The sequence below is a fragment of the Streptomyces sp. NPDC051064 genome, assembly GCF_044455985.1.
GTDB lineage: Bacteria > Actinomycetota > Actinomycetes > Streptomycetales > Streptomycetaceae > Streptomyces.
This window is the reverse complement of sequence record NZ_JBITFK010000010.1, coordinates 16,309-33,635: the sequence shown is the minus strand read 5'-3', so window position 1 is coordinate 33,635 and position 17,327 is coordinate 16,309. Positions and strand designations below refer to the sequence as shown.

The window sequence follows — 17,327 nt, the reverse complement described above, 5'->3', positions numbered from 1 at the left end:
GTGGACACACCGCGGCGTTCCCCTCGACCCGTACATCCCACCTACGTCCGTCCCGGGAGCCGCCATGCGTACTCGACCTGCACTCAGCCTGACCGACGCAGTCGCCGCAGCAGTGCTGATCGTCTGCATCGCAGTCGTCATCGCACTCCTGCAGAACCTCTGATCACGCGTCACCGACCAGTAGACCCGCCCGCACATCAGGGCGCCAAACGGCGCCCCGGGCACATGCCACCTTCGAACGGGGAGAACCACTCATGCGTAACCTTCACTTCCGCCGTGCCGCCCGCGCCTCCGTCCTGGGCACCGCGGCGCTGATCGCCGCCCTGTCCCTGACGGCCTGCCAGAGCGACAGCCCGGCCCCGGCGGCGTACGACGCCGAGGCCCCGGCGCCCCAGAAGCCGGCCGACGGCGCTTCGGCGGCCCCGGCCTCGGACACGGGCAACGGCAAGGAGACGGCCGGAGACACCGGCACCTCCGGTTCCGGTTCCGAGAGTGCCAAGGGTTCCGGTTCCGAGAGTGCGAAGCAGCAGCGCAGCAGCGCGACCCTGCCCACCTGCACCGGCGAGAACACCAAGCTGACGATCACCGGCGTCCAGCGCCCCGTCAACCACATGCTGCTCACCGTGACCAACACCGGCTCGAAGGCGTGCAACGCCTTCTACCACCCGGTCCTGCGCTTCGGTGAGGCGCAGTCCGTCCCCCCGGTCGTCGAGGACAGCAAGCCGCAGGCCGTCGTCACCGTCGCGCCCGGCCAGTCCGCCTACGCCGGAGTCATGACCTCGTCCGCCGACGGCAGCGGCACGGGCGGCTACTCCACCCAGGATCTGACCGTTGGCTTCCTGGACGCGGAATCGAAGTCCGCGGGCGACATGGTGAACGTCCCGCTGTCCAAGGACGTGTACGTCGACAGCACGCTGACCGTCACCTACTGGCAGACCGAGATGGACGACGCCCTCATGTACTGACCGTTCATGCACTGACAGTCCGCGGCCTCCGCGACGGGCGTGACACCGAAGGATCGGTGTCACGCCCGTTCGGGCGTGTCAGGCCTCTCGGGCCGCTACGGTCCACGGATGCGTATGTATCTTTCGTCCTTCCGAACAGGGGACCACCCGGAGCGGATGCTGGCCCTGCTGCACCGGCCGCCCGCCTCCGACGTCACAGTCGCGGTCATAGCCAACGCGGTCGACGCCCTGCCGGACAGCGAGCGCGAAGCGGCGGTGGAGCGGGAGCTCGCAGCGCTTTCCGGGCTCGGGCTGCGGCCGGTCGAGCTCGACCTGCGTACGTTCTTCGAGCGCCCCGGGGCGCAGGTCGCGGCCGCTCTCGCCCGGTTCCCCCTGGTCTGGGTCCGTGGCGGCAATGTGTTCGTCCTGCGCCAGGCCATGGCCCGCAGCGGGGCCGACCGGGCCCTGGTGGACCTGCTGCGGCAGGACGCCTTCGTCTACGCGGGCTACAGCGCCGGCGTCTGCGTCCTGGCACCCGATCTGCGGGGCCTGGAGGAGTGCGACGCCCCGGAGGCGGTGGGCACCGCGTACGGCGACGAGGCCCGCTGGGACGGGCTGGCCCTTCTCGACCACGTCGTGGTGCCCCACATCGACTCGCCCGGGCACCCCGAGACGGAGATCCTCGGCACCGTGGCCGACCGGTACCGCGCCGAAGGCGTCCCCTGCCGGACCCTCCGCGACGGTCAGGCCCTCGTGATCGACGGCCCCACCACCCGCGTCTACTGACCGGACGTGTCCGGTCCGGTGTGCAGGACGTCGCGGGCCTGGTCCGCGGCACGTGTGATGCTCTCGGTGACGAACTCCATGAAGCGGGCGATGTTCTGGAGGCGGACGGCGGCCGGGGTCCCGGCGCCGAGGACCCCGACGCCCTGCTGCGCGGTCTCCACTATCTGGGTGCTCGACCGGGCGCTGGCGACCATCGACTGGTACCAGACGTCGTTGTCGACGATGTAGCGGTCGCGGCGGCGTTCGTCCCGCTCCCGCCGGATGAAGACCTGCTCCTCCAGGTACGCGACCGCCTTGGAGACGGAGGCCGGGCTGACCTGGAGGTGCCGGGCGAGCTCGGACGCGGTGAGACTGCCCGAGTCGGTGACGATGAGACAGGCCAGCACCCTGGACATCATCTTGGGCATGCCCGATTGCACGAGGGCGGTGGTGAGCACCTCCTCGAACGCGCGCACCGCCTCGGCGTCGCGCCCATCGGCCTGCCGGGGTGCCGCCGGCCCCCGGGGAGCGGCTTGAACGTTCCGGGCGGCGCGGTGGCCGGTGGCCCGCTGGGCGAGATCGGCACGGTAGGCGGTGGGCCCGCCGTTACGCATCACCTCGCGCGTGATCGTCGAGGTCGGCCGGTCGAGGCCTCTGGCGATCTCCGCGTAGGCGAGGCCGTCGGCCAGTCCCAGCGCGATCTGCTGGCGTTCCTGCTGGGTGAGTCTGCCCCCGGGCATCCGATCTCCCTCCCATGGTCGTCCGTGAGAGCCCCAGCATAGCGTTCACCCTCACCTCATTGCAACGGATCGCGGCCAGCCCGTTGCATTACCCTTAAGCCCATTGCAATGAAATCTCTCATCTACCTGCAACAATAAGGGTTGTTCACCACTACGCGATTGCCGAAGTAGTGAATGCAACGTAGCGTTTCTCTCATCGGAAACACGAACCGAAGGAGAGCACGATGCAGACGTTCACCACCCCCGCCCCGGTCGCGGTCATCCTCGACATCCCTGCGGGACGCATCCAGTTCATCGCCGCGGACCGGGTGGACACCACGGTCGAGATCCTGCCCGCGAACGCCTCGAAGAGCCGGGACGTGAAGGCCGCCGAGCAGACCGAAGTCGCCTGGAGCGATGGAGTTCTGCGCATCGAGGCCCCGGAGGCGTCGAACCGGATTCTCGGCAGCTCCGGGTTCGTCGAGGTCACCGTCCAGCTTCCCGCCGGCTCCCGCGTCGAGGCGAAGGCGGCCAGCGCCGATCTCCGGGGCGTCGGACGCCTCGGCGACGTCACCTTCGAGAGCGCGCAGGGCTCGGTCAAGCTCGACGAGACCGATGTCGCCCATCTCGCCCTCCAGGCCGGCGACATCACCGTCGGACGCCTGGGCGGTCCCGCACGGATCAGCACCCTGAAGGGCGACCTCCGCATCACCGAGGCCGTACGCGGCACGGTCACGCTGCGCACGGAGGCCGGCGAGATCTCGATCGGCGCCGCCCGCGGGGTCTCCGCCTCCCTCGACGCCGGCAGCGGCTACGGCCGGATCCACAACACGCTCAAGAACGCGGACGGCGCCGACGCCGCCCTCACCATCCACGCGACCACCGCCCACGGCGACATCACCGCCCGCAGCCTCTGAGGAGTTCCCCATGACCGACCTGGCCATCGCAGCGAACGGGCTGCGTAAGTCCTACGGCGACAAGACCGTCCTCGACGGCATCGACCTGGCCGTCCCCGCAGGGTCCGTGTTCGCACTGCTCGGCCCGAACGGCGCCGGCAAGACCACCGCCGTGAAGATCCTCTCCACCCTGATCGGCGCCGGCCCGGGCACCGGCGACATCCACATCGGCGGCCACGACCTGGCGACGGACCCTCAGGCGGTGCGGGCCGCGATCGGTGTCACCGGGCAGTTCTCGGCGGTCGACGGTCTGATCACCGGCGAGGAGAACATGCTCCTCATGGCCGACCTGCACCACCTCTCCCGCAGCGAGGCCCGGCGCACCACCGCCGAACTGCTGGAGCGCTTCGACCTGGTCGAGGCCGCGAAGAAGCCCGCCTCCACCTACTCCGGCGGCATGAAGCGCCGCCTGGACATCGCCATGACCCTGGTCGGCGGCCCGAGGATCATCTTCCTCGACGAGCCGACCACCGGCCTCGACCCCCGCAGCCGCCACACCATGTGGGGCATCATCCGCGAACTCGTCGCCGACGGCGTCACCGTCTTCCTCACCACCCAGTACCTGGAGGAGGCGGACGAACTCGCCGACCGCATCGCCGTACTCCACGACGGCAAACTCGCCGCCGAGGGCACCGCCGACGAACTCAAGCGGATGATCCCCGGCGGACACATCCGGCTCCGCTTCACCGACCCGGCCGCATACCGGTCCGCCGCCTCCGGCCTGGGTGAGGTCAGCCAGGACGACGAGGCGCTGTCCCTGCAGATCCCGAGTGACGGCAGCCAGCGCGAGCTGCGCTCCATCCTCGACCGGCTCGACGCGGCCGGCATCGAGGCGGACGAACTGACCGTGCACACCCCCGACCTCGACGACGTCTTCTTCGCCCTGACCAGTAGCACCAGCGTCCCCAACCAGCCCAAGGAGACTGTCCGATGAGCTCCCTCTCCCTCGCCGTACGCGACTCGTCCACCATGCTGCGCCGCAACCTGCTGCACGCCCGGCGCTACCCGTCGCTCACCCTGAACCTGCTGCTCACCCCGGTCATGCTGCTCCTGCTCTTCGTGTACATCTTCGGCGACACGATGAGCGCGGGCATCGGCGGCGGAGACCGCTCCGACTACATCGCCTACATCGTCCCCGGCATCCTGCTGATGACCATCGGCTCCACCGTCGTCGGCACCGCGGTATCCGTGTCCACCGACATGAACGAGGGCATCATCGCCCGCTTCCGCACCATGGCCATCCACCGCGGCTCCGTGCTCTTCGGGCACGTCGCCGGGAGCGTCCTGCAAGCGGTCACCAGTGTCGTGCTCGTCGGTGCCGTCGGCGTCGCCATGGGCTTCCGGTCCACGGACGCCACCGTCCTGGAATGGCTGGCGGCGTTCGGGCTGCTGGCGCTGGTCTCCCTGGCCTTCACCTGGATCGCGGTCGGGATGGGCATGGGCAGCCCCAACGCCGAGGCGGCCAGCAACAACGCCATGCCGCTGATCCTCCTGCCGCTCATCTCGAGCGCCTTCACCCCGGTCGAGTCGATGCCCGGCTGGTTCCAGCCGATCGCCGAGTACCAGCCCTTCACCCCGGCCATCGAGACCCTGCGAGGACTCCTCCTCGGCACCGAGATCGGCAACAGCGGGTGGATCACCATCGCCTGGTGCCTGGGCCTCACCGTCCTCGGCTACCGCTGGTCGAAGGCTCAGTTCGACCGCGACCCGAAGTAACCGCATGACAGCGCGGGCCCCTTCCCGCACAGCGTCCCGCCCAAGGCGGCGTACACCGGCACCGCGCCGGAGTACGCCGCCTGTTCGTCTGTTCAGCTCCCGGAGGAGGAGAGCTGTTCGCGGAGCCACGCATGGTCAGGGTTGACGTGCGCCCGGCCCGCCACGAAGACGGTCGGCACGGTCTCGTTGCCGTGGTTGACCTCTCGCACCGCCGCCGCTCCGGCCGGGTCCCGCCAGATATCGACCCAGTAAAACCGGTCGGCCTCACGCCCCAACCGGATGCGCAGCCGCATGCAGTACGTGCATCCCGACCGCCAGAAGATCACCGGCCTGCCGTCGACCGCGCTGCGGCGTTGCGCCTCCAGCGCCCCGATGGACCTGGGGAAGATCAGAGGCGAGTTCACGCCTGCGAGAAGTACGAAGCCCAGCAGGTATGCCGTGGCTTCGCCCGGGCTCCCCTGAAAGATCGAGGCAGTCGCAACGACCGAGCCGCAGAGCACCAGCAGTATCGGCAATATCCACGCGCGCATCATGAAGACGCAGGCTATCCGTGCTCAGGGGCCCGCGTGGCCGCTGTGGCGTGCGTACGCATCCATCGGCCGGGCCGTCAGCCCTTGACGATCACGCTCTCCGTACCCGGTACCCCCTTGTCCCACCAGTGCCCGTAACGCCCGTAGACCGCCGGATCACGGCCGGCGAGCAGCGCGGACAGCTTCTCCGCCTCCTCGGTCAGGCCCTGCCACTCCGCCCTGTCGAGCGCGCGGAAGGCGGTCAGCTCGAGGCCGCCGCCCCGGCAGCGCGCCACACACCGGCGACCTGACCGTCGTGGCGAGCTGGTGCCTGCCCTGGCGTCAACGACAGGCCGGTGCTCCTCTCCATGGCCGCACCCGTCGTCGTCCTCACCGCACTACGTCGCGTTCATGGCTCTGATCGACCGCCCCCGACCAGGGCGGCCGGACGGCCCCGGTGTCCGATCCGTTCAAGACGACGGCGTCCGCGCCTGGGTAGCGTCGCTGCCATGAGCACTTCGGACACCGAAACCCGTCACCTCAGCATCCGCATCGACCGCCCCGCCGACGAGGTCTACGACTACGCCTCGAACCCGGCCCACCTGCCCGAGTGGGCGGCGGGCCTGGGCAGGTCGATCGAGAGGACCGACGGCGGCTGGATCGCCGACTCGCCCATGGGGCGGGTCGTGGTCGACTTCGCGCCCAGGAACGACTACGGCGTACTCGACCACCACGTCACCCTGCCGTCGGGCGAAACCGTCCACAACCCGGTGCGGGTGATCGCCGACGGCGCCGGGTGCGAGGTCGTGTTCACCCTGCGCCGCCGGCCGGGCATGAGCGCCGACGAATTCCGGCGCGACGAGGCCGCGGTGACAGCCGACCTCACGACACTCAAACGCCTCACGGAAGCACGCTGACGCCGCAGGCTCGCGCCCGCGCGCCTCGTCGACGGGAGATCACGGACAGGAGTCGGCCCTGTGGAGGGTGCTGGACTGTCCGCCGTCTCCCCATGACACCGCGTGGGGCACCGGCCGGGTCAGAGGAAGCGGGAGCTGGTCACCGGGCCCGGTGACCTGAGTCCTGCCCGGTCTCCCCGGAGCCACGTGCCGCGCACGGCCGAGACGAAGTCCGTCAGCTTCTCGACGGGGTCGGCAGGCGTCTCCCCGTCCCCGCCGTCCGGCGTCCGATCGGCGCCCACGATGTCGGCGGCGATCTCCGCCTCCGGCCTCCCGTCGGCCTCGCTGCGCTCCGCCTCGCCGTCGTCGCCCATCCGAAGGGTCTCCCCCCACGGGGGCACGACCGACTGATGGAGCAGCGTGACACTGTCGGCGGCGACGCCGGGCGGGTCGGTCCAGCAACTCGCGTGCTCGTGCAGCACCTGGCCCGGCACCCGGTGGAGGAGCTGCCGGATCACATCGGGGCCCTGGGCGGCGCGCGCGGCGCCGTCGAGGTCGTAGGCGATGACGACGGTGTCCTCCCGTCCGGCCACGAAGGGCTCCGCCGGCAGGCCCAGCACCTCTGCCGCCGCCAGGCCCAGGATCCTGCTCCCCCGGTCCGGCAGCAGGGACACCGAGGCCGGCCGCGCCCCGGCGGCCTCAAGCACGGCCTTGAGCCGCAACAGGCCCTGAAGGCACTGGTCGTGGGAGTCCTGGAACCAGGCGTACCGGCCGGTCATCCCGGCGTCGTATCCGTGCGGGGACAGCGTGCCCAGCACGGTGCCGCCCATGACGTACTGCCAGCCGCGGAGGTCCGAGTGGTCCAGCGGGCTCACCGGCCCCGCGGTCGCGGCACGCTCCATCACACGGTTCTGCCGGTCCCGCGCGCCGAGCCAGACGTCCTCGGCCGGGCCGGGCAGACGGGCGTGCTGACGGCGGGCCAGCTCCAGGTCTCCGGCCAGGACGGCGTTGAAGACCAGGAGGTAGCGATCGGGCCAGTCGGCGAGGCCGTCCTCGTGTGCGAGCAGTGCGTCGGCCGCCTCACGGTGCCGGCCCTCGTCCTCGTACGCCGAGACCAGTTCCCGCAGCGTGCCGGAGGAACCCGGCGCCCGGCGCAGCGCCTCCCGCAGCGCGGGTATCGCCAGGTAGGGCACGCCGCGTTCCACGCACGCGTACCCGTAGTCGTGGAGGGGCCGCACCCGGTCGGGGTGCGCGGCCAGCGCGGCGGCAGCCTGCCGGAGGTCGTCGAACCCGGCCGCCCCGGCGGCCCGGCCGACCACGGTGGCGACCTCCCCCAGCGGCGCCGACGGTGCCTGCCGCAGTCGGCGCAGCGCGCCCGGTACGTCACCTTCGTCGAGGCACTCCCAGGCCGCGGCGAGTTCGGGCGATGTGGGGCGGCGATTCCTGCGCGAGAACATGCGGGCGATCCTCCCCGTAGCCGGGAACGCCCTCAACCGAATTGATCGCCCCGTGGCGCCTGTCCCCCGTGCGAGCTACGCGCAGGTGTCCACCGTGAGGTGACGATCGCGGACCGCCGGATCCGTAGCGTTCGAGGCGCCGCGGCACCCAGGCCGCGGATCCGTCGAAGGAGCGTTCATGAGATTCGTCTGGCAACTGCTGGCTGTCGTGCTGGTCGCCATGATCGGCGGTCAGGCCGTCGGCGCTGTCGAGGAAAGTCCGTGGCTCCAGCTCGTCCTGGGGCTCCTGACCGCCGTGGCCGCCGTACTCGTCTACGGATGGGTGGTGCGGAGGACGGAGCACCGCCCGTCCACCGAGGTGGCCCGCGAGGGTGCCGGGTCCGCGTTCGGCCGGGGGCTGCTGATCGGCGTCGCGATGTTCGGCGCCGTCATCACGAACATCTACTTCAACGCGCACTACGAGATCAACGGCCTGGGCTCCCCCACCGGCGCCGTCGGACTGGTCGGCTTCATGGCGGCCGCGGCCGTGACCGAGGAAGTGATGTTCCGCGGCGTCCTGTTCCGGATCATCGAGGAGCGCACCGGCACCTGGATCGCGCTGACCCTGACCGGAGTGCTGTTCGGCGCCTCGCACCTGCTGAACCCGAACGCCGACCTGTGGGGCGCCGTCGCCATCGCGATCGAGGCCGGCGGGATGCTCGCCGCCGCCTACGCCGCGACCCGCAACCTGTGGGTGCCGATCGGCCTGCACTTCGGCTGGAACTTCGCGGCGGCCGGCATCTTCAGCACCGAGGTCTCCGGCAACAACACCCCGCAGGGACTGCTGGACACCGTCACGTCGGGCCCGGCATGGGTCACCGGCGGCGACTTCGGCCCGGAAGGAAGCGTGTACTCGGTGGTGTTCGGAGCCCTGATCACCTCGGCGTTCCTGTGGCTGGCCCACCGGCGCGGCAATCTGGTGCCCCGCCGCCGCGGCACCGACAAGGCCGCCGCCGCCACTACACTCCCCCGATGACCGGACTTCCGCGGATCCCGGAACGGTGGCGCCGGCCGGACGCCGCGCTCTGGTACGGCCCGCTGGCACTGCTGCTCCTCGCCGCGTCGTTCCTGCCGGGGTTCCGCAACAACGGTACGGAGCTCGGCGGCCTGCCGAACCGCCCCTTCGACGCCCTGGCCGTCGTGGCGATCGCCCTCCAGTGCCTCCCGCTCGCCGGACGCCGGCGGTGGCCGGTCATCTGCTTCACCGCGGTCTCGCTCGGCTTCGCCCTCGACCAGCTCCGCGGGTACCACACGCTCGCGGGCACCGCGCTGCCCATCGCGCTGATCAGCGTGGCGTCCCTCGTGGAACACCACCGACGAACCACCGCGATCGCCTTCTCCGCCGCGTACGTCCCGCTCGCGGTCGCGCTCCACCGGATCGGCCCGGGCGACCCGCCGAGCGAGTTCGTGACGTTCTACCTGGCCGTGGCACTCTCCTGGGGCATCGGGGTATGGCTGCGCAGCACCCGGGCCATGGAGGCCGAGCGCCGCCGCCGCGTCGCCGAGGACAGCCGCACCGCCGAACGGGCGCGCATCGCCCGCGAACTCCACGACGTCGTGACCCACCACGTGACGGCGATGGTCGTACAGGCCGAGGCGGCACGCTATCTGACCGCCGCACCTGACCGGCTCGACCAGAGCCTGACGGCCGTCACGGACACCGGCCGACGGGCCATCACGGACCTGCGGCACCTGCTCGACCTGCTCAACCCCGACCACGGCGCCCAGGCCACACCGCCGCCCGTCGGGGGGCTCCTCACACTCGTCGAACAGACACGGCGGGCGGGGCAGCCGGTGGAGTTCACGGAGGAGGGCGCACCCGCCGAGTCGACCGGCAGCGCCGACCTCGTCGCCTACCGGGTGGTGCAGGAGTCCCTGACGAACGCCCTCAAGTACGCTCATGGCAGCGCCACTTCGGTCCGGGTGCGCCACTGCGAAAAGGAGATCTCCGTGGAGGTCAGCACGGACGGCTCCAGTTCGAAGGCCGCGCCCACCGGCGGAAGCGGGCGGGGCCTGGCCGGTCTCCGCGAGCGCGTCGACGTGCTGGGCGGCGACTTCAGCGCGGGCCGGCAGCCGGACGGCGGCTTCGTCGTCCGGGTCCGCATACCCGCCGGGAGCCCCTCGTGACCGAGCCGATCCGTGTCCTGATCTGCGACGACCAGGTACTGATCCGCACCGGGCTGGCGACGATCATCGACGCGCAGCCCGACCTCGAGGTCGCCGGCGAGTGCGGGGACGGGCGGACCGCGGTCACCCTCGCCGGGAGACTGCGCCCGGACGTCGTGGTCATGGACATCCGCATGCCGGTGCTCGACGGCATCGCGGCCACCCGCCTGCTGGCCGGCGCGGGAGTGCCCCACCCCGTCAAGGTGCTCGTGGTGACGACGTTCAACCTGGACGAGTACGTCTACGAGGCGCTGCGCGCCGGCGCGAGCGGATTCCTCCTCAAGGACGCCCCGCCGGACCGGCTGCTCCACGGCATCCGGACCGTGGCCGCCGGCGCGGCACTCCTGGACCCGGACGTCACCCGCCAGCTCGTCGGCCGGTACGCCGCCCGGATCCGCCCCACGGACGGCAAAGGGCCCGACATCCCCCTGACGCCGCGGGAACTGGAGGTCCTGCGCCTCATCGCGGACGGCCTCTCCAACAACGAGATCGCCGCGTCCCTCGTGATCAGCCGGGAGACGGTCAAGACCTTCGTCTCCCGTATCCTCACCAAGCTCGGACTGCGCGACCGCGTCCAGGCCGTCGTCTACGCCTACCGCCAGGGCCTGGTGTCCTGAACCATCAGGACACGCTCGGCCGACGAGGCCGCGTGAACGCGCACCACACGACCTTGCCGGGATCCCGTTCCCCCACGCCCCACCGATCGGCGAGCGCGTCGACGAGCAGCAGCCCACGCCCCGACTCACCGTCGGGCCGCCGCACCGCAGGCACCCCGCCCTCGCTGTCGTGCACCTCCACGGACAGCGCGCATTCCTCCGCCTCCAGTCGCAGCCGGACCAGATACCCACGCCCCGGCGGCACGCCGTGCAGCAGCGCGTTGGTGGCCAGCTCACTCACGCACACCAGCACGTCGTCGAGCCGCGCCCCGAACCCCCAGTCGGTCACGGCCTCGCGTGTGAACTCCCGTACCGCGGCGACCGATCGGCGTTCCCGCCGGCAGAAGCGCTCACGGAGCAGCGAGAGTTGCATCGTCTCGTTCATGAGACGAGTGTCACTCTGTGTGCCTATCGTTCAGCAGTAGGTGAGCACGTACAGATCTCTTGTACGGGTCGCCGACGTGTGAAGTACGCACCAGGGCGGGGAGGCCGAACCGTATGCACCCCAGGAAGCGGCAGCGCAGGAACGCGTCCGCCATGAAGCTCGTCGGCAAGCTGGTCGGCCTGTTCCGCGTCGCGGCGGACCTGACCCAGGCCCAGCTCGCGGACCGGGCAGCCGTACAGCTGGAGACGATCGCCTCCATCGAACAGGGCCGCCGCGCGCTGCTCCCCGACCTGGCCCGGCGCCTGGACACCCTGCTGGACACGAAGGGTGCGCTGGAGACGGCGGTGGACAACATGCCGGAGGTGGACCTGATCCCGGCGTGGGCGGAGCAGTACATGGACCTGGAGCGGGAGGCTCTGGCGCTGTCCTGGTACGACAGCCAGGTCATCCCGGGCCTGCTCCAGACGGAGGCGTACGCGAAGGCCGTCTTCCGTAACCGGGTTCCCGCGTTCAGCCAGGACGAGATCGAAGCGCAAGTCGCCGCCCGTCTCGATCGGCAGGCAATTCTGCGACGGGAGACTCCTCCGACGATCAGCATGGTGGTCTGGGAAGCGGCACTCCTGCTGCGCCTCCTCCCGGAACAGGACCACACCGACCAACTCCGGCACCTGCGCCGCTGCGCTGACCTTCCAGGCGTCTGCCTCCAGATCCTGCCCCTCAACAGCAGGAGCCACGCGGGCCTCGATGGCCCGTTCACCCTGCTGGAGACCCCCGACCACCAGTACGTCGCATACTCCGAAACCCAGCGGGGGAGCCAGCTCGTTTCCGACCCTAATGAGGTCAGCATCCTGTCGCAGAAATATGCGATGCTGCGAGCTCAGGCACACAGCCCCGAAGGCACCCTGGGCATGCTGGACCGTCTGCTGGGAGAATGATGAGCACCACATTGCACTGGTTCAAGTCGAGCTACAGCGGCAGCGAAGGCGGCCAGTGCCTCGAAGTCGCCTACGAATGGCGCAAGTCCAGCTACAGCGGCAGCGACGGCGGCGAGTGCCTAGAAGTCGCCGCGCACCCCACCGCCATCCACGTCCGCGACTCCAAGAACCCCGAAGGCCCCACCTTTACCGTCGCTCCCACCGCGTGGTGGGCGTTCGCCGCGTTCGTGGCCCGGAGCTGACCGGACGAGCAGCAGGCGGTCAGGGCGCTTTGAGCAGATCGCGAAGCTCGGCGACGTAGACACGCACGTCCCGTTCGGCGGGCAGTTCAGCTGTGCCCTCCGGCGCACCCTGACCGGGCTCCCGACAGGCACGGCAGAGGCCATCAGGAAGGGCCTCCGCGCGGCCGGGCACACCGCACTTGGTGCACTCCATCATCGCCCGCCGGACCGGCGTACCGGGCGCGGGCGGCACCGGCGCGGCGGGCACCTGGGGTGGGATCTTGTCCGTGAGGCGGCGGCGGACGAGGCCGACCGGTGAGCCGACCCCGGAGGGAAGCCCGGCAACCAGAGCCTGCACGAGGTAGTCGGCGCCCACTCCACGCGTGAACCACTCGGCGGCCAACGGCTCCAGGACCGCACAGTCGGCGGCGGAGAGCGCCAGCCGGGCATCAACGCGGCCGAGCTGCGCCAGGGCCGCGTACGCGGGCGAGGGCCCTTCTGCCACCGGCTCCGCTTCCCGCGTCCTCTGCTCCGGCACCACGGGGGCCGTATGAGCGACGGTCACCACAGGCTCGGGCACGGTTGCCCGCCGAACCTCGGTAGCCATCAGCGCACCCCACCACTCGTTGTCGCGCGCGGTGCGGGACCAGAACGTGCGGAAGACCCAGCGCACTTGGCCGCCCTCGCCGGTCACCAGACAGCGCACACGGCGCAGGTACCCGGCGACGGACAGGGCTTTGAGGGCCGAACCGACCGCCTGCTGACCGTAGAGCGGCAACTGCTTCGCCAGCCCCTTGACGTCCATCGCCGCGCCCTCGGGAAGCTGGTCGATGAACCCGGCGATGTTCCGCTCCCGCAGCGGCAGCAGCATGAAGTCTTCGGCGCAGCGCGTCTGTTGGTCCGGCGCGGATCGCTTGCCGTAGCCGGGATTGGCCATCGGATACGGGCGCGAGGAGGCGGGGGCGCTCGGGGCGGAGCTAAGGTGCTGGATAGCCACGGGATCGGTGCTTTCGATCTTGGGGTGAGACCCCGGCCTGGTGTTGCTAGCACCGCGTCGGGGTCGTTCTGGTTTCCGCACCGTAAGCAGTCGCCACACTCCGCTGCAAGTCGGTCACGATTAGTCATACTTGCTGATCGTGACGGGTCAGGGAGGTCGGGGAGGTTTACCCAAACCCTCTTCTACCTACCGGGTAAAGAAGGCGCTCGAATCCCGAAGTCCGCATCCCGGCCCCCGAATCCCGACGCTCAAGCATCGGACCCGCGCTCCGCAGACGTCCCCCGGAAGAGTGATCGCACCCTTCCCGAAGCTCGTCCCTCGAACCCCGGTGCTCGAAGCCCGAGCTTCGAGCACCGGTTCAGGCCATGGCCTCCGCCAGGTCTTCCGCCTGCTTCAGCACCCGCTCGATCGCTGCCGGCTGCGAGTCGGCGACGGACCGTTCGGAAGGATGAATTCCGGGCGATCGTTAAGCCATGCCCGAACTTGCCGACAAGCAGCCCTCCGGCAGAGAGGGTGCCCTCACCGCAGGTTGTCTCCTGCTTCTCGTACTGGTGGCGGACGTGGCGGCCGCACTGTTGGTCGTCATCGTGCTCGCCGTCCGGGGGCTGGGCCGGATGGACGCCAGCTCCGGACAGACAGCGACCGGCGTACCGCCCCTGGACTGGGCGCCAGTACTGGGCTTCGGCGCTCTGGGCCTGGCGGTCGGCGTAACGGCCCTCGTGCTGCTGCGGATCGGGCACCGAGTTATCGGGGCGGTACAGCTGACGCTCTGCGTCTTCCTGGCACTCCACACGCTGCGGTCCTGGCTCTGACCCAGATGTATTCACAGCCATCGGAGGAGCCCTGGGACAGAGGCACAGGCACTGAGGTTGGAAAACGCTCAATGGCTCAGTGTGTCGAGGTAGCCCAGAGAGACGCCTGCCCCACCGTTCCCGTCCGCGACAGCAAGAACCCTACCGGCCCGGTCGTGACCATTGGCGCGGACGCCTGGACAGCCTTTGTGAACAGCCTTCGCTCCCCCGGGGTAGAGGTGCGTCGAACCTGGTCACGTGTCGAACCTGGTCACGGTAATTGCCTTGTCCCACCGAGCGGCGGCCAGGTCGTCGTGGCGGATCATGAATTTCGTGTAGTACTCCTCGTAGGCCCGTCCTTCATTGGCGAGCGGTATCCATTCGCTCGCTAGCCGGAGCGCGTCCTCTTCCAGAAGATAGGCAAACTGTTCTCCCTTCGCGAGGGTCTTCGCCGTGATGCCGCCGACCGTCCCCTCGTCATCGGCGTATCCGCCGATGACGAGGTAGGCGCCGGACGACCAGAGGCCGTAGGCCAGAGACCGAAGTTCGTCCAGGTGCGGCAGTTCACGCTCCATGTACCGGGCCAACTGCTGCTGGAAGGATGACATGTCGTCCCACTCGAGATCCTCCCAGAACTCGTGCCAGTCCTCGTCGCCCTCCTCGAGCCAAAGGGGTAGACCGGCTCTGAGCTCGGCGCAGACGTCGATACGCTCGCCGACACACGCGGAGTCGGGGGGGTCCGCGACCGCGGTTTCGGTGCCGTCCGGTACATACACGACTCGCGCGTACTGCCCCGGATCGGCCCGCAATTCGCCGAAGTCCATCTCTTGGTGAACGAAGAAGAGCAGCGTCCCGTCCGCCGGCAGGTCGAAGCCGTCGACCCTCGGCAGCGCCCCACAATCGACGGAAAGGAGCAACGGCAACGGGATGTCCCCGGCGGACGGCCACTTCATGCCCACCGGCAGCCGGGGCAACCCGCCGAAGTGCCCGACCGGAGAACCATCGCCACCCCCGAACAATCCGATCGCCAAACGAAGATGCTGGCTGAACCTGCTGATCTCGTCGTCCGGGATGCCCAACTCAAGCGCTGCCCGACGAAACTCTCCCTGATGATCCATGCCCGCGACAATAACCACTTTCCAACTCTGCTGTGCCATCGGTGTGTTGGTGGGCATGGGTTAAGCCGCGCAGCTCCAAGGCGAGGTCGCATGTCCTCTCCGGGAGCGTGATCAGTCCTGCCTTCGAAGTGCCACCCGTCGCCGGGGGATGGATGGTGCAGCCCCATGTCCGTTGGACATGGGATCCCACACGCTTGGCTGAGACCGTCAGATCTCGTTCCAAGGAACACCAGGTTCGGGCACCGTTCACCCACGAAAATCTTCCGCCAGCTCTGCCAAAAACACATCGAGTCCATCACCGCCCCACATCGTCACCGGGAGTGAGGTTGAAAAGGCTCAGTGTCGGGAGGGGAACATCTTGGATCTCGGCAAAAGCGCGTGTATTGAAAGCGAGCAACACCGGTGTGTTGTACCTGGTGATTCCACATAGCACCCGACAGATGAAGCTGCTGAAGAACCAGTAGACGAAACTGGAGTCGGCAATCGCAGGGTCCACCCTCAGGAATCGCGCAAAGCTCGCGCACGTCACCGGACCTGGGAAAAGGTCCATGATGCGACCGTTCACCGTGTTACGGTTCCCGAGTATGCCTTGGAGTCCTGTCACCGCTTGCTTCGCCGCATAGCACACAGCCCAGGGCAGAGCCTGGTGATACGCCCTGTACTGCCCACCGCAATTAGGCAGTGCAGGGCGTCACTGTTCCTGCCGTGAGAGTCGAGCTGACGCCCCCTCACCGCGATGAGTCAAACCTAGCGCCTCTCCGATGGGAGCCTCGACAGCACGCCACTTGTGAGAAGCGGGGTTCTCACTAACCGTGGCAGAGTTTTCAATGTCATGAAAAGCGGGCCACGACCTGTCGTGACCCGCTCCAGGACCCTCCGCGAGGCGTCAGCGGCCCAGCCGCTGCGCGACCTCCGTCGCCCAGTACGTCAGGATCATCCGCGCACCCGCGCGACGGATGCCCGTCAGGCTCTCCAGGATCGCCGCGTCCCGGTCGATCCAGCCCTTCTCCGCGGCGGCCTCGATCATCGCGTACTCGCCGCTGATCTGGTACGCCGCGACCGGCACGTCCACCGCGTCGGCGACCTTGGCGAGGATGTCGAGGTACGGGCCGGCCGGCTTGACCATGACCATGTCGGCGCCCTCCTGCAGGTCGAGCGCCAGCTCCCGCAGCGACTCCCGGATGTTCGCCGGGTCCTGCTGGTACGTCTTGCGGTCGCCCCTGAGCGAGGAGCCCACGGCCTCACGGAACGGGCCGTAGAAGGCCGAGGAGTACTTCGCGGTGTAGGCGAGGATCGACACGTCCTCGTGGCCCGTCTGGTCCAGCGCGTCACGGATCACGCCGACCTGACCGTCCATCATGCCGCTCGGGCCGACCACATGCGCGCCCGCGTCCGCCTGGACCTGGGCCATCTCGGCGTACCGCTCCAGCGTGGCGTCGTTGTCGACACGGCCGTCGCCGGTCAGCACCCCGCAGTGGCCGTGGTCGGTGTACTCGTCCAGACAGAGGTCCGACATGATCACCAGGTCGTCCCCGACCTCTTCCCGCACCGCCCGCAGGCCGACCTGGAGAATGCCCTCCGGGTCCGTCCCCGCCGTGCCCCGCGCGTCCTTCTTCTCGTCCAGCGGGACACCGAAGAGCATGATCCCCGAGACACCGGCCGCCACCGCGTCGACAGCGGCCTTCCGCAGCGTGTCCAGGGTGTGCTGCTGCACGCCGGGCATGGCCGAGATGGCGACCGGGGCGTCGATGCCCTCGCGTACGAACGCGGGCAGGATCAGATTCGCCGGGTCGAGCCGGGTCTCGGCGACCATGCGCCGCATGACAGGGGTCGTCCGCAGCCGGCGGGGCCGCGAGCCGGGGAAGTTTCCGTAATCGGTCATCCTTCGAGACTAGACCCGCACAGATCACCGATTTACCGACACCCGAGCCGGAAAAAAGCGTGCCCTCGGGAGGTGGAACAGGGCCGGCCGGATTCGGACCGGCGTCCTCCCACATGCGGTGAAGGCGCGACGACCACTGCGCTACGAGCCCCGTCCCGCCCGGGATCGTACGCGA

Annotated in this window: 20 protein-coding genes, 1 tRNA gene and 1 pseudogene; 13 read left to right on the top strand and 9 right to left on the bottom strand. The window is 69.5% G+C overall.

Annotated features, from left to right (window positions below; translation table 11 throughout):
* Positions 1-254 precede the first annotated feature (254 nt).
* Both ACIBCU_RS30855 and ACIBCU_RS30850 read left to right on the top strand, forming a co-directional pair.
* A complete protein-coding gene (locus ACIBCU_RS30855; RefSeq protein ID WP_399235463.1) occupies positions 255-965 on the top strand; it encodes a DUF4232 domain-containing protein in 711 nt (236 codons plus the stop codon).
* Positions 966-1,073: 108 nt separating this feature from the next.
* The gene (locus tag ACIBCU_RS30850) at positions 1,074-1,730 is read left to right on the top strand and encodes a Type 1 glutamine amidotransferase-like domain-containing protein (protein WP_399235461.1); all 657 of its coding nucleotides are present in this window, start codon (positions 1,074-1,076) and stop codon (positions 1,728-1,730) included.
* On the opposite strand, the gene ACIBCU_RS30845 is transcribed toward ACIBCU_RS30850, so the two are convergent.
* Positions 1,724-2,449 (bottom strand): helix-turn-helix domain-containing protein, encoded by a 726-nt coding sequence (locus ACIBCU_RS30845; RefSeq protein WP_362927982.1) that lies wholly within the window; start codon positions 2,447-2,449, stop codon positions 1,724-1,726. The genes ACIBCU_RS30850 and ACIBCU_RS30845 overlap by 7 nt on opposite strands.
* 224 nt (positions 2,450-2,673) lie before the next feature.
* On the opposite strand from ACIBCU_RS30845, the gene ACIBCU_RS30840 reads away from it, so the two are divergent.
* Genes ACIBCU_RS30840 through ACIBCU_RS30830 form a run of 3 tightly spaced genes read left to right on the top strand, consistent with a single transcriptional unit; the run spans position 2,674 to position 5,100 of the window.
* A complete protein-coding gene (locus ACIBCU_RS30840; protein ID WP_362927983.1) occupies positions 2,674-3,345 on the top strand; it encodes a DUF4097 family beta strand repeat-containing protein in 672 nt (223 codons plus the stop codon).
* Positions 3,346-3,355: 10 nt separating this feature from the next.
* A complete protein-coding gene (locus tag ACIBCU_RS30835; protein ID WP_399235458.1) occupies positions 3,356-4,318 on the top strand; it encodes an ATP-binding cassette domain-containing protein in 963 nt (320 codons plus the stop codon).
* A complete protein-coding gene (locus ACIBCU_RS30830; RefSeq protein WP_362927985.1) occupies positions 4,315-5,100 on the top strand; it encodes an ABC transporter permease in 786 nt (261 codons plus the stop codon). The genes ACIBCU_RS30835 and ACIBCU_RS30830 overlap by 4 nt, the downstream gene beginning before the upstream one ends.
* A 92-nt stretch (positions 5,101-5,192) precedes the next feature.
* Here ACIBCU_RS30830 and ACIBCU_RS30825 read toward each other — a convergent pair whose 3' ends face one another.
* Both ACIBCU_RS30825 and ACIBCU_RS30820 read right to left on the bottom strand, forming a co-directional pair.
* On the bottom strand, positions 5,193-5,633 hold the full coding sequence (locus ACIBCU_RS30825; protein WP_362927986.1) for a glutaredoxin domain-containing protein: 441 nt from the start codon (positions 5,631-5,633) through the stop codon (positions 5,193-5,195).
* A 74-nt stretch (positions 5,634-5,707) separates the two neighbouring features.
* On the bottom strand, positions 5,708-5,905 hold the full coding sequence (locus tag ACIBCU_RS30820; protein WP_399235455.1) for a hypothetical protein: 198 nt from the start codon (positions 5,903-5,905) through the stop codon (positions 5,708-5,710).
* 213 nt (positions 5,906-6,118) lie between these two features.
* On the opposite strand from ACIBCU_RS30820, the gene ACIBCU_RS30815 reads away from it, so the two are divergent.
* On the top strand, positions 6,119-6,526 hold the full coding sequence (locus ACIBCU_RS30815) for an SRPBCC family protein (protein ID WP_399235453.1): 408 nt from the start codon (positions 6,119-6,121) through the stop codon (positions 6,524-6,526).
* Positions 6,527-6,645: 119 nt separating this feature from the next.
* On the opposite strand, the gene ACIBCU_RS30810 is transcribed toward ACIBCU_RS30815, so the two are convergent.
* On the bottom strand, positions 6,646-7,962 hold the full coding sequence (locus ACIBCU_RS30810; protein WP_399235451.1) for a hypothetical protein: 1,317 nt from the start codon (positions 7,960-7,962) through the stop codon (positions 6,646-6,648).
* Between the two features lie 178 nt (positions 7,963-8,140).
* Here ACIBCU_RS30810 and ACIBCU_RS30805 point away from each other — a divergent pair, with 178 nt between their 5' ends.
* From ACIBCU_RS30805 to ACIBCU_RS30795, 3 genes are read left to right on the top strand one after another with little or no spacing between them, the layout of a single operon-like run.
* Complete coding sequence (locus ACIBCU_RS30805) at positions 8,141-8,977, top strand: lysostaphin resistance A-like protein (protein WP_399235449.1); 837 nt, start codon at positions 8,141-8,143, stop codon at positions 8,975-8,977.
* On the top strand, positions 8,974-10,128 hold the full coding sequence (locus tag ACIBCU_RS30800; RefSeq protein ID WP_399235447.1) for a sensor histidine kinase: 1,155 nt from the start codon (positions 8,974-8,976) through the stop codon (positions 10,126-10,128). The genes ACIBCU_RS30805 and ACIBCU_RS30800 overlap by 4 nt, the downstream gene beginning before the upstream one ends.
* Entirely contained in the window at positions 10,125-10,784 is a 660-nt protein-coding gene (locus ACIBCU_RS30795; RefSeq protein WP_399235446.1) for a response regulator, read from the top strand. The genes ACIBCU_RS30800 and ACIBCU_RS30795 overlap by 4 nt, the downstream gene beginning before the upstream one ends.
* Before the next feature lie 4 nt (positions 10,785-10,788).
* Here ACIBCU_RS30795 and ACIBCU_RS30790 read toward each other — a convergent pair whose 3' ends face one another.
* Positions 10,789-11,208 carry an ATP-binding protein gene (locus tag ACIBCU_RS30790; RefSeq protein ID WP_399235444.1) on the bottom strand — a complete coding sequence of 140 codons (420 nt, stop codon included), beginning with the start codon at positions 11,206-11,208 and terminating at the stop codon, positions 10,789-10,791.
* 152 nt (positions 11,209-11,360) lie between these two features.
* Here ACIBCU_RS30790 and ACIBCU_RS30785 point away from each other — a divergent pair, with 152 nt between their 5' ends.
* Both ACIBCU_RS30785 and ACIBCU_RS30780 read left to right on the top strand, forming a co-directional pair.
* Positions 11,361-12,143, top strand: a complete 783-nt coding sequence (locus tag ACIBCU_RS30785) for a helix-turn-helix transcriptional regulator (RefSeq protein ID WP_362928023.1) — start codon at positions 11,361-11,363, stop codon at positions 12,141-12,143.
* Positions 12,143-12,385 carry a DUF397 domain-containing protein gene (locus ACIBCU_RS30780; RefSeq protein ID WP_362927993.1) on the top strand — a complete coding sequence of 81 codons (243 nt, stop codon included), beginning with the start codon at positions 12,143-12,145 and terminating at the stop codon, positions 12,383-12,385. The genes ACIBCU_RS30785 and ACIBCU_RS30780 overlap by 1 nt, the downstream gene beginning before the upstream one ends.
* A 19-nt stretch (positions 12,386-12,404) precedes the next feature.
* Here the strand turns inward: ACIBCU_RS30780 and ACIBCU_RS30775 are convergent, their stop codons facing one another.
* The gene (locus ACIBCU_RS30775; RefSeq protein ID WP_362927994.1) at positions 12,405-13,361 is read right to left on the bottom strand and encodes a MarR family transcriptional regulator; all 957 of its coding nucleotides are present in this window, start codon (positions 13,359-13,361) and stop codon (positions 12,405-12,407) included.
* A gap of 473 nt (positions 13,362-13,834) precedes the next feature.
* On the opposite strand from ACIBCU_RS30775, the gene ACIBCU_RS30770 reads away from it, so the two are divergent.
* Positions 13,835-14,173: an inner-membrane translocator gene (locus ACIBCU_RS30770; RefSeq protein WP_362927995.1), complete on the top strand. Its 339-nt coding sequence runs from the start codon at positions 13,835-13,837 to the stop codon at positions 14,171-14,173.
* Positions 14,174-14,178: 5 nt separating this feature from the next.
* Positions 14,179-14,364: pseudogene (locus tag ACIBCU_RS30765) on the top strand (DUF397 domain-containing protein); the annotation flags it as partial.
* Between the two features lie 42 nt (positions 14,365-14,406).
* Here ACIBCU_RS30765 and ACIBCU_RS30760 read toward each other — a convergent pair.
* From ACIBCU_RS30760 to ACIBCU_RS30750, 3 genes are all read right to left on the bottom strand, one after another.
* Positions 14,407-15,327: a DUF1963 domain-containing protein gene (locus ACIBCU_RS30760; protein ID WP_362927996.1), complete on the bottom strand. Its 921-nt coding sequence runs from the start codon at positions 15,325-15,327 to the stop codon at positions 14,407-14,409.
* An 829-nt stretch (positions 15,328-16,156) separates the two neighbouring features.
* Positions 16,157-17,152, bottom strand: a complete 996-nt coding sequence (hemB, locus tag ACIBCU_RS30755) for a porphobilinogen synthase (RefSeq protein ID WP_399235441.1) — start codon at positions 17,150-17,152, stop codon at positions 16,157-16,159.
* Positions 17,153-17,230: 78 nt separating this feature from the next.
* Positions 17,231-17,304: transfer RNA gene (locus ACIBCU_RS30750), tRNA-Ala, on the bottom strand.
* Positions 17,305-17,327 lie beyond the last annotated feature (23 nt).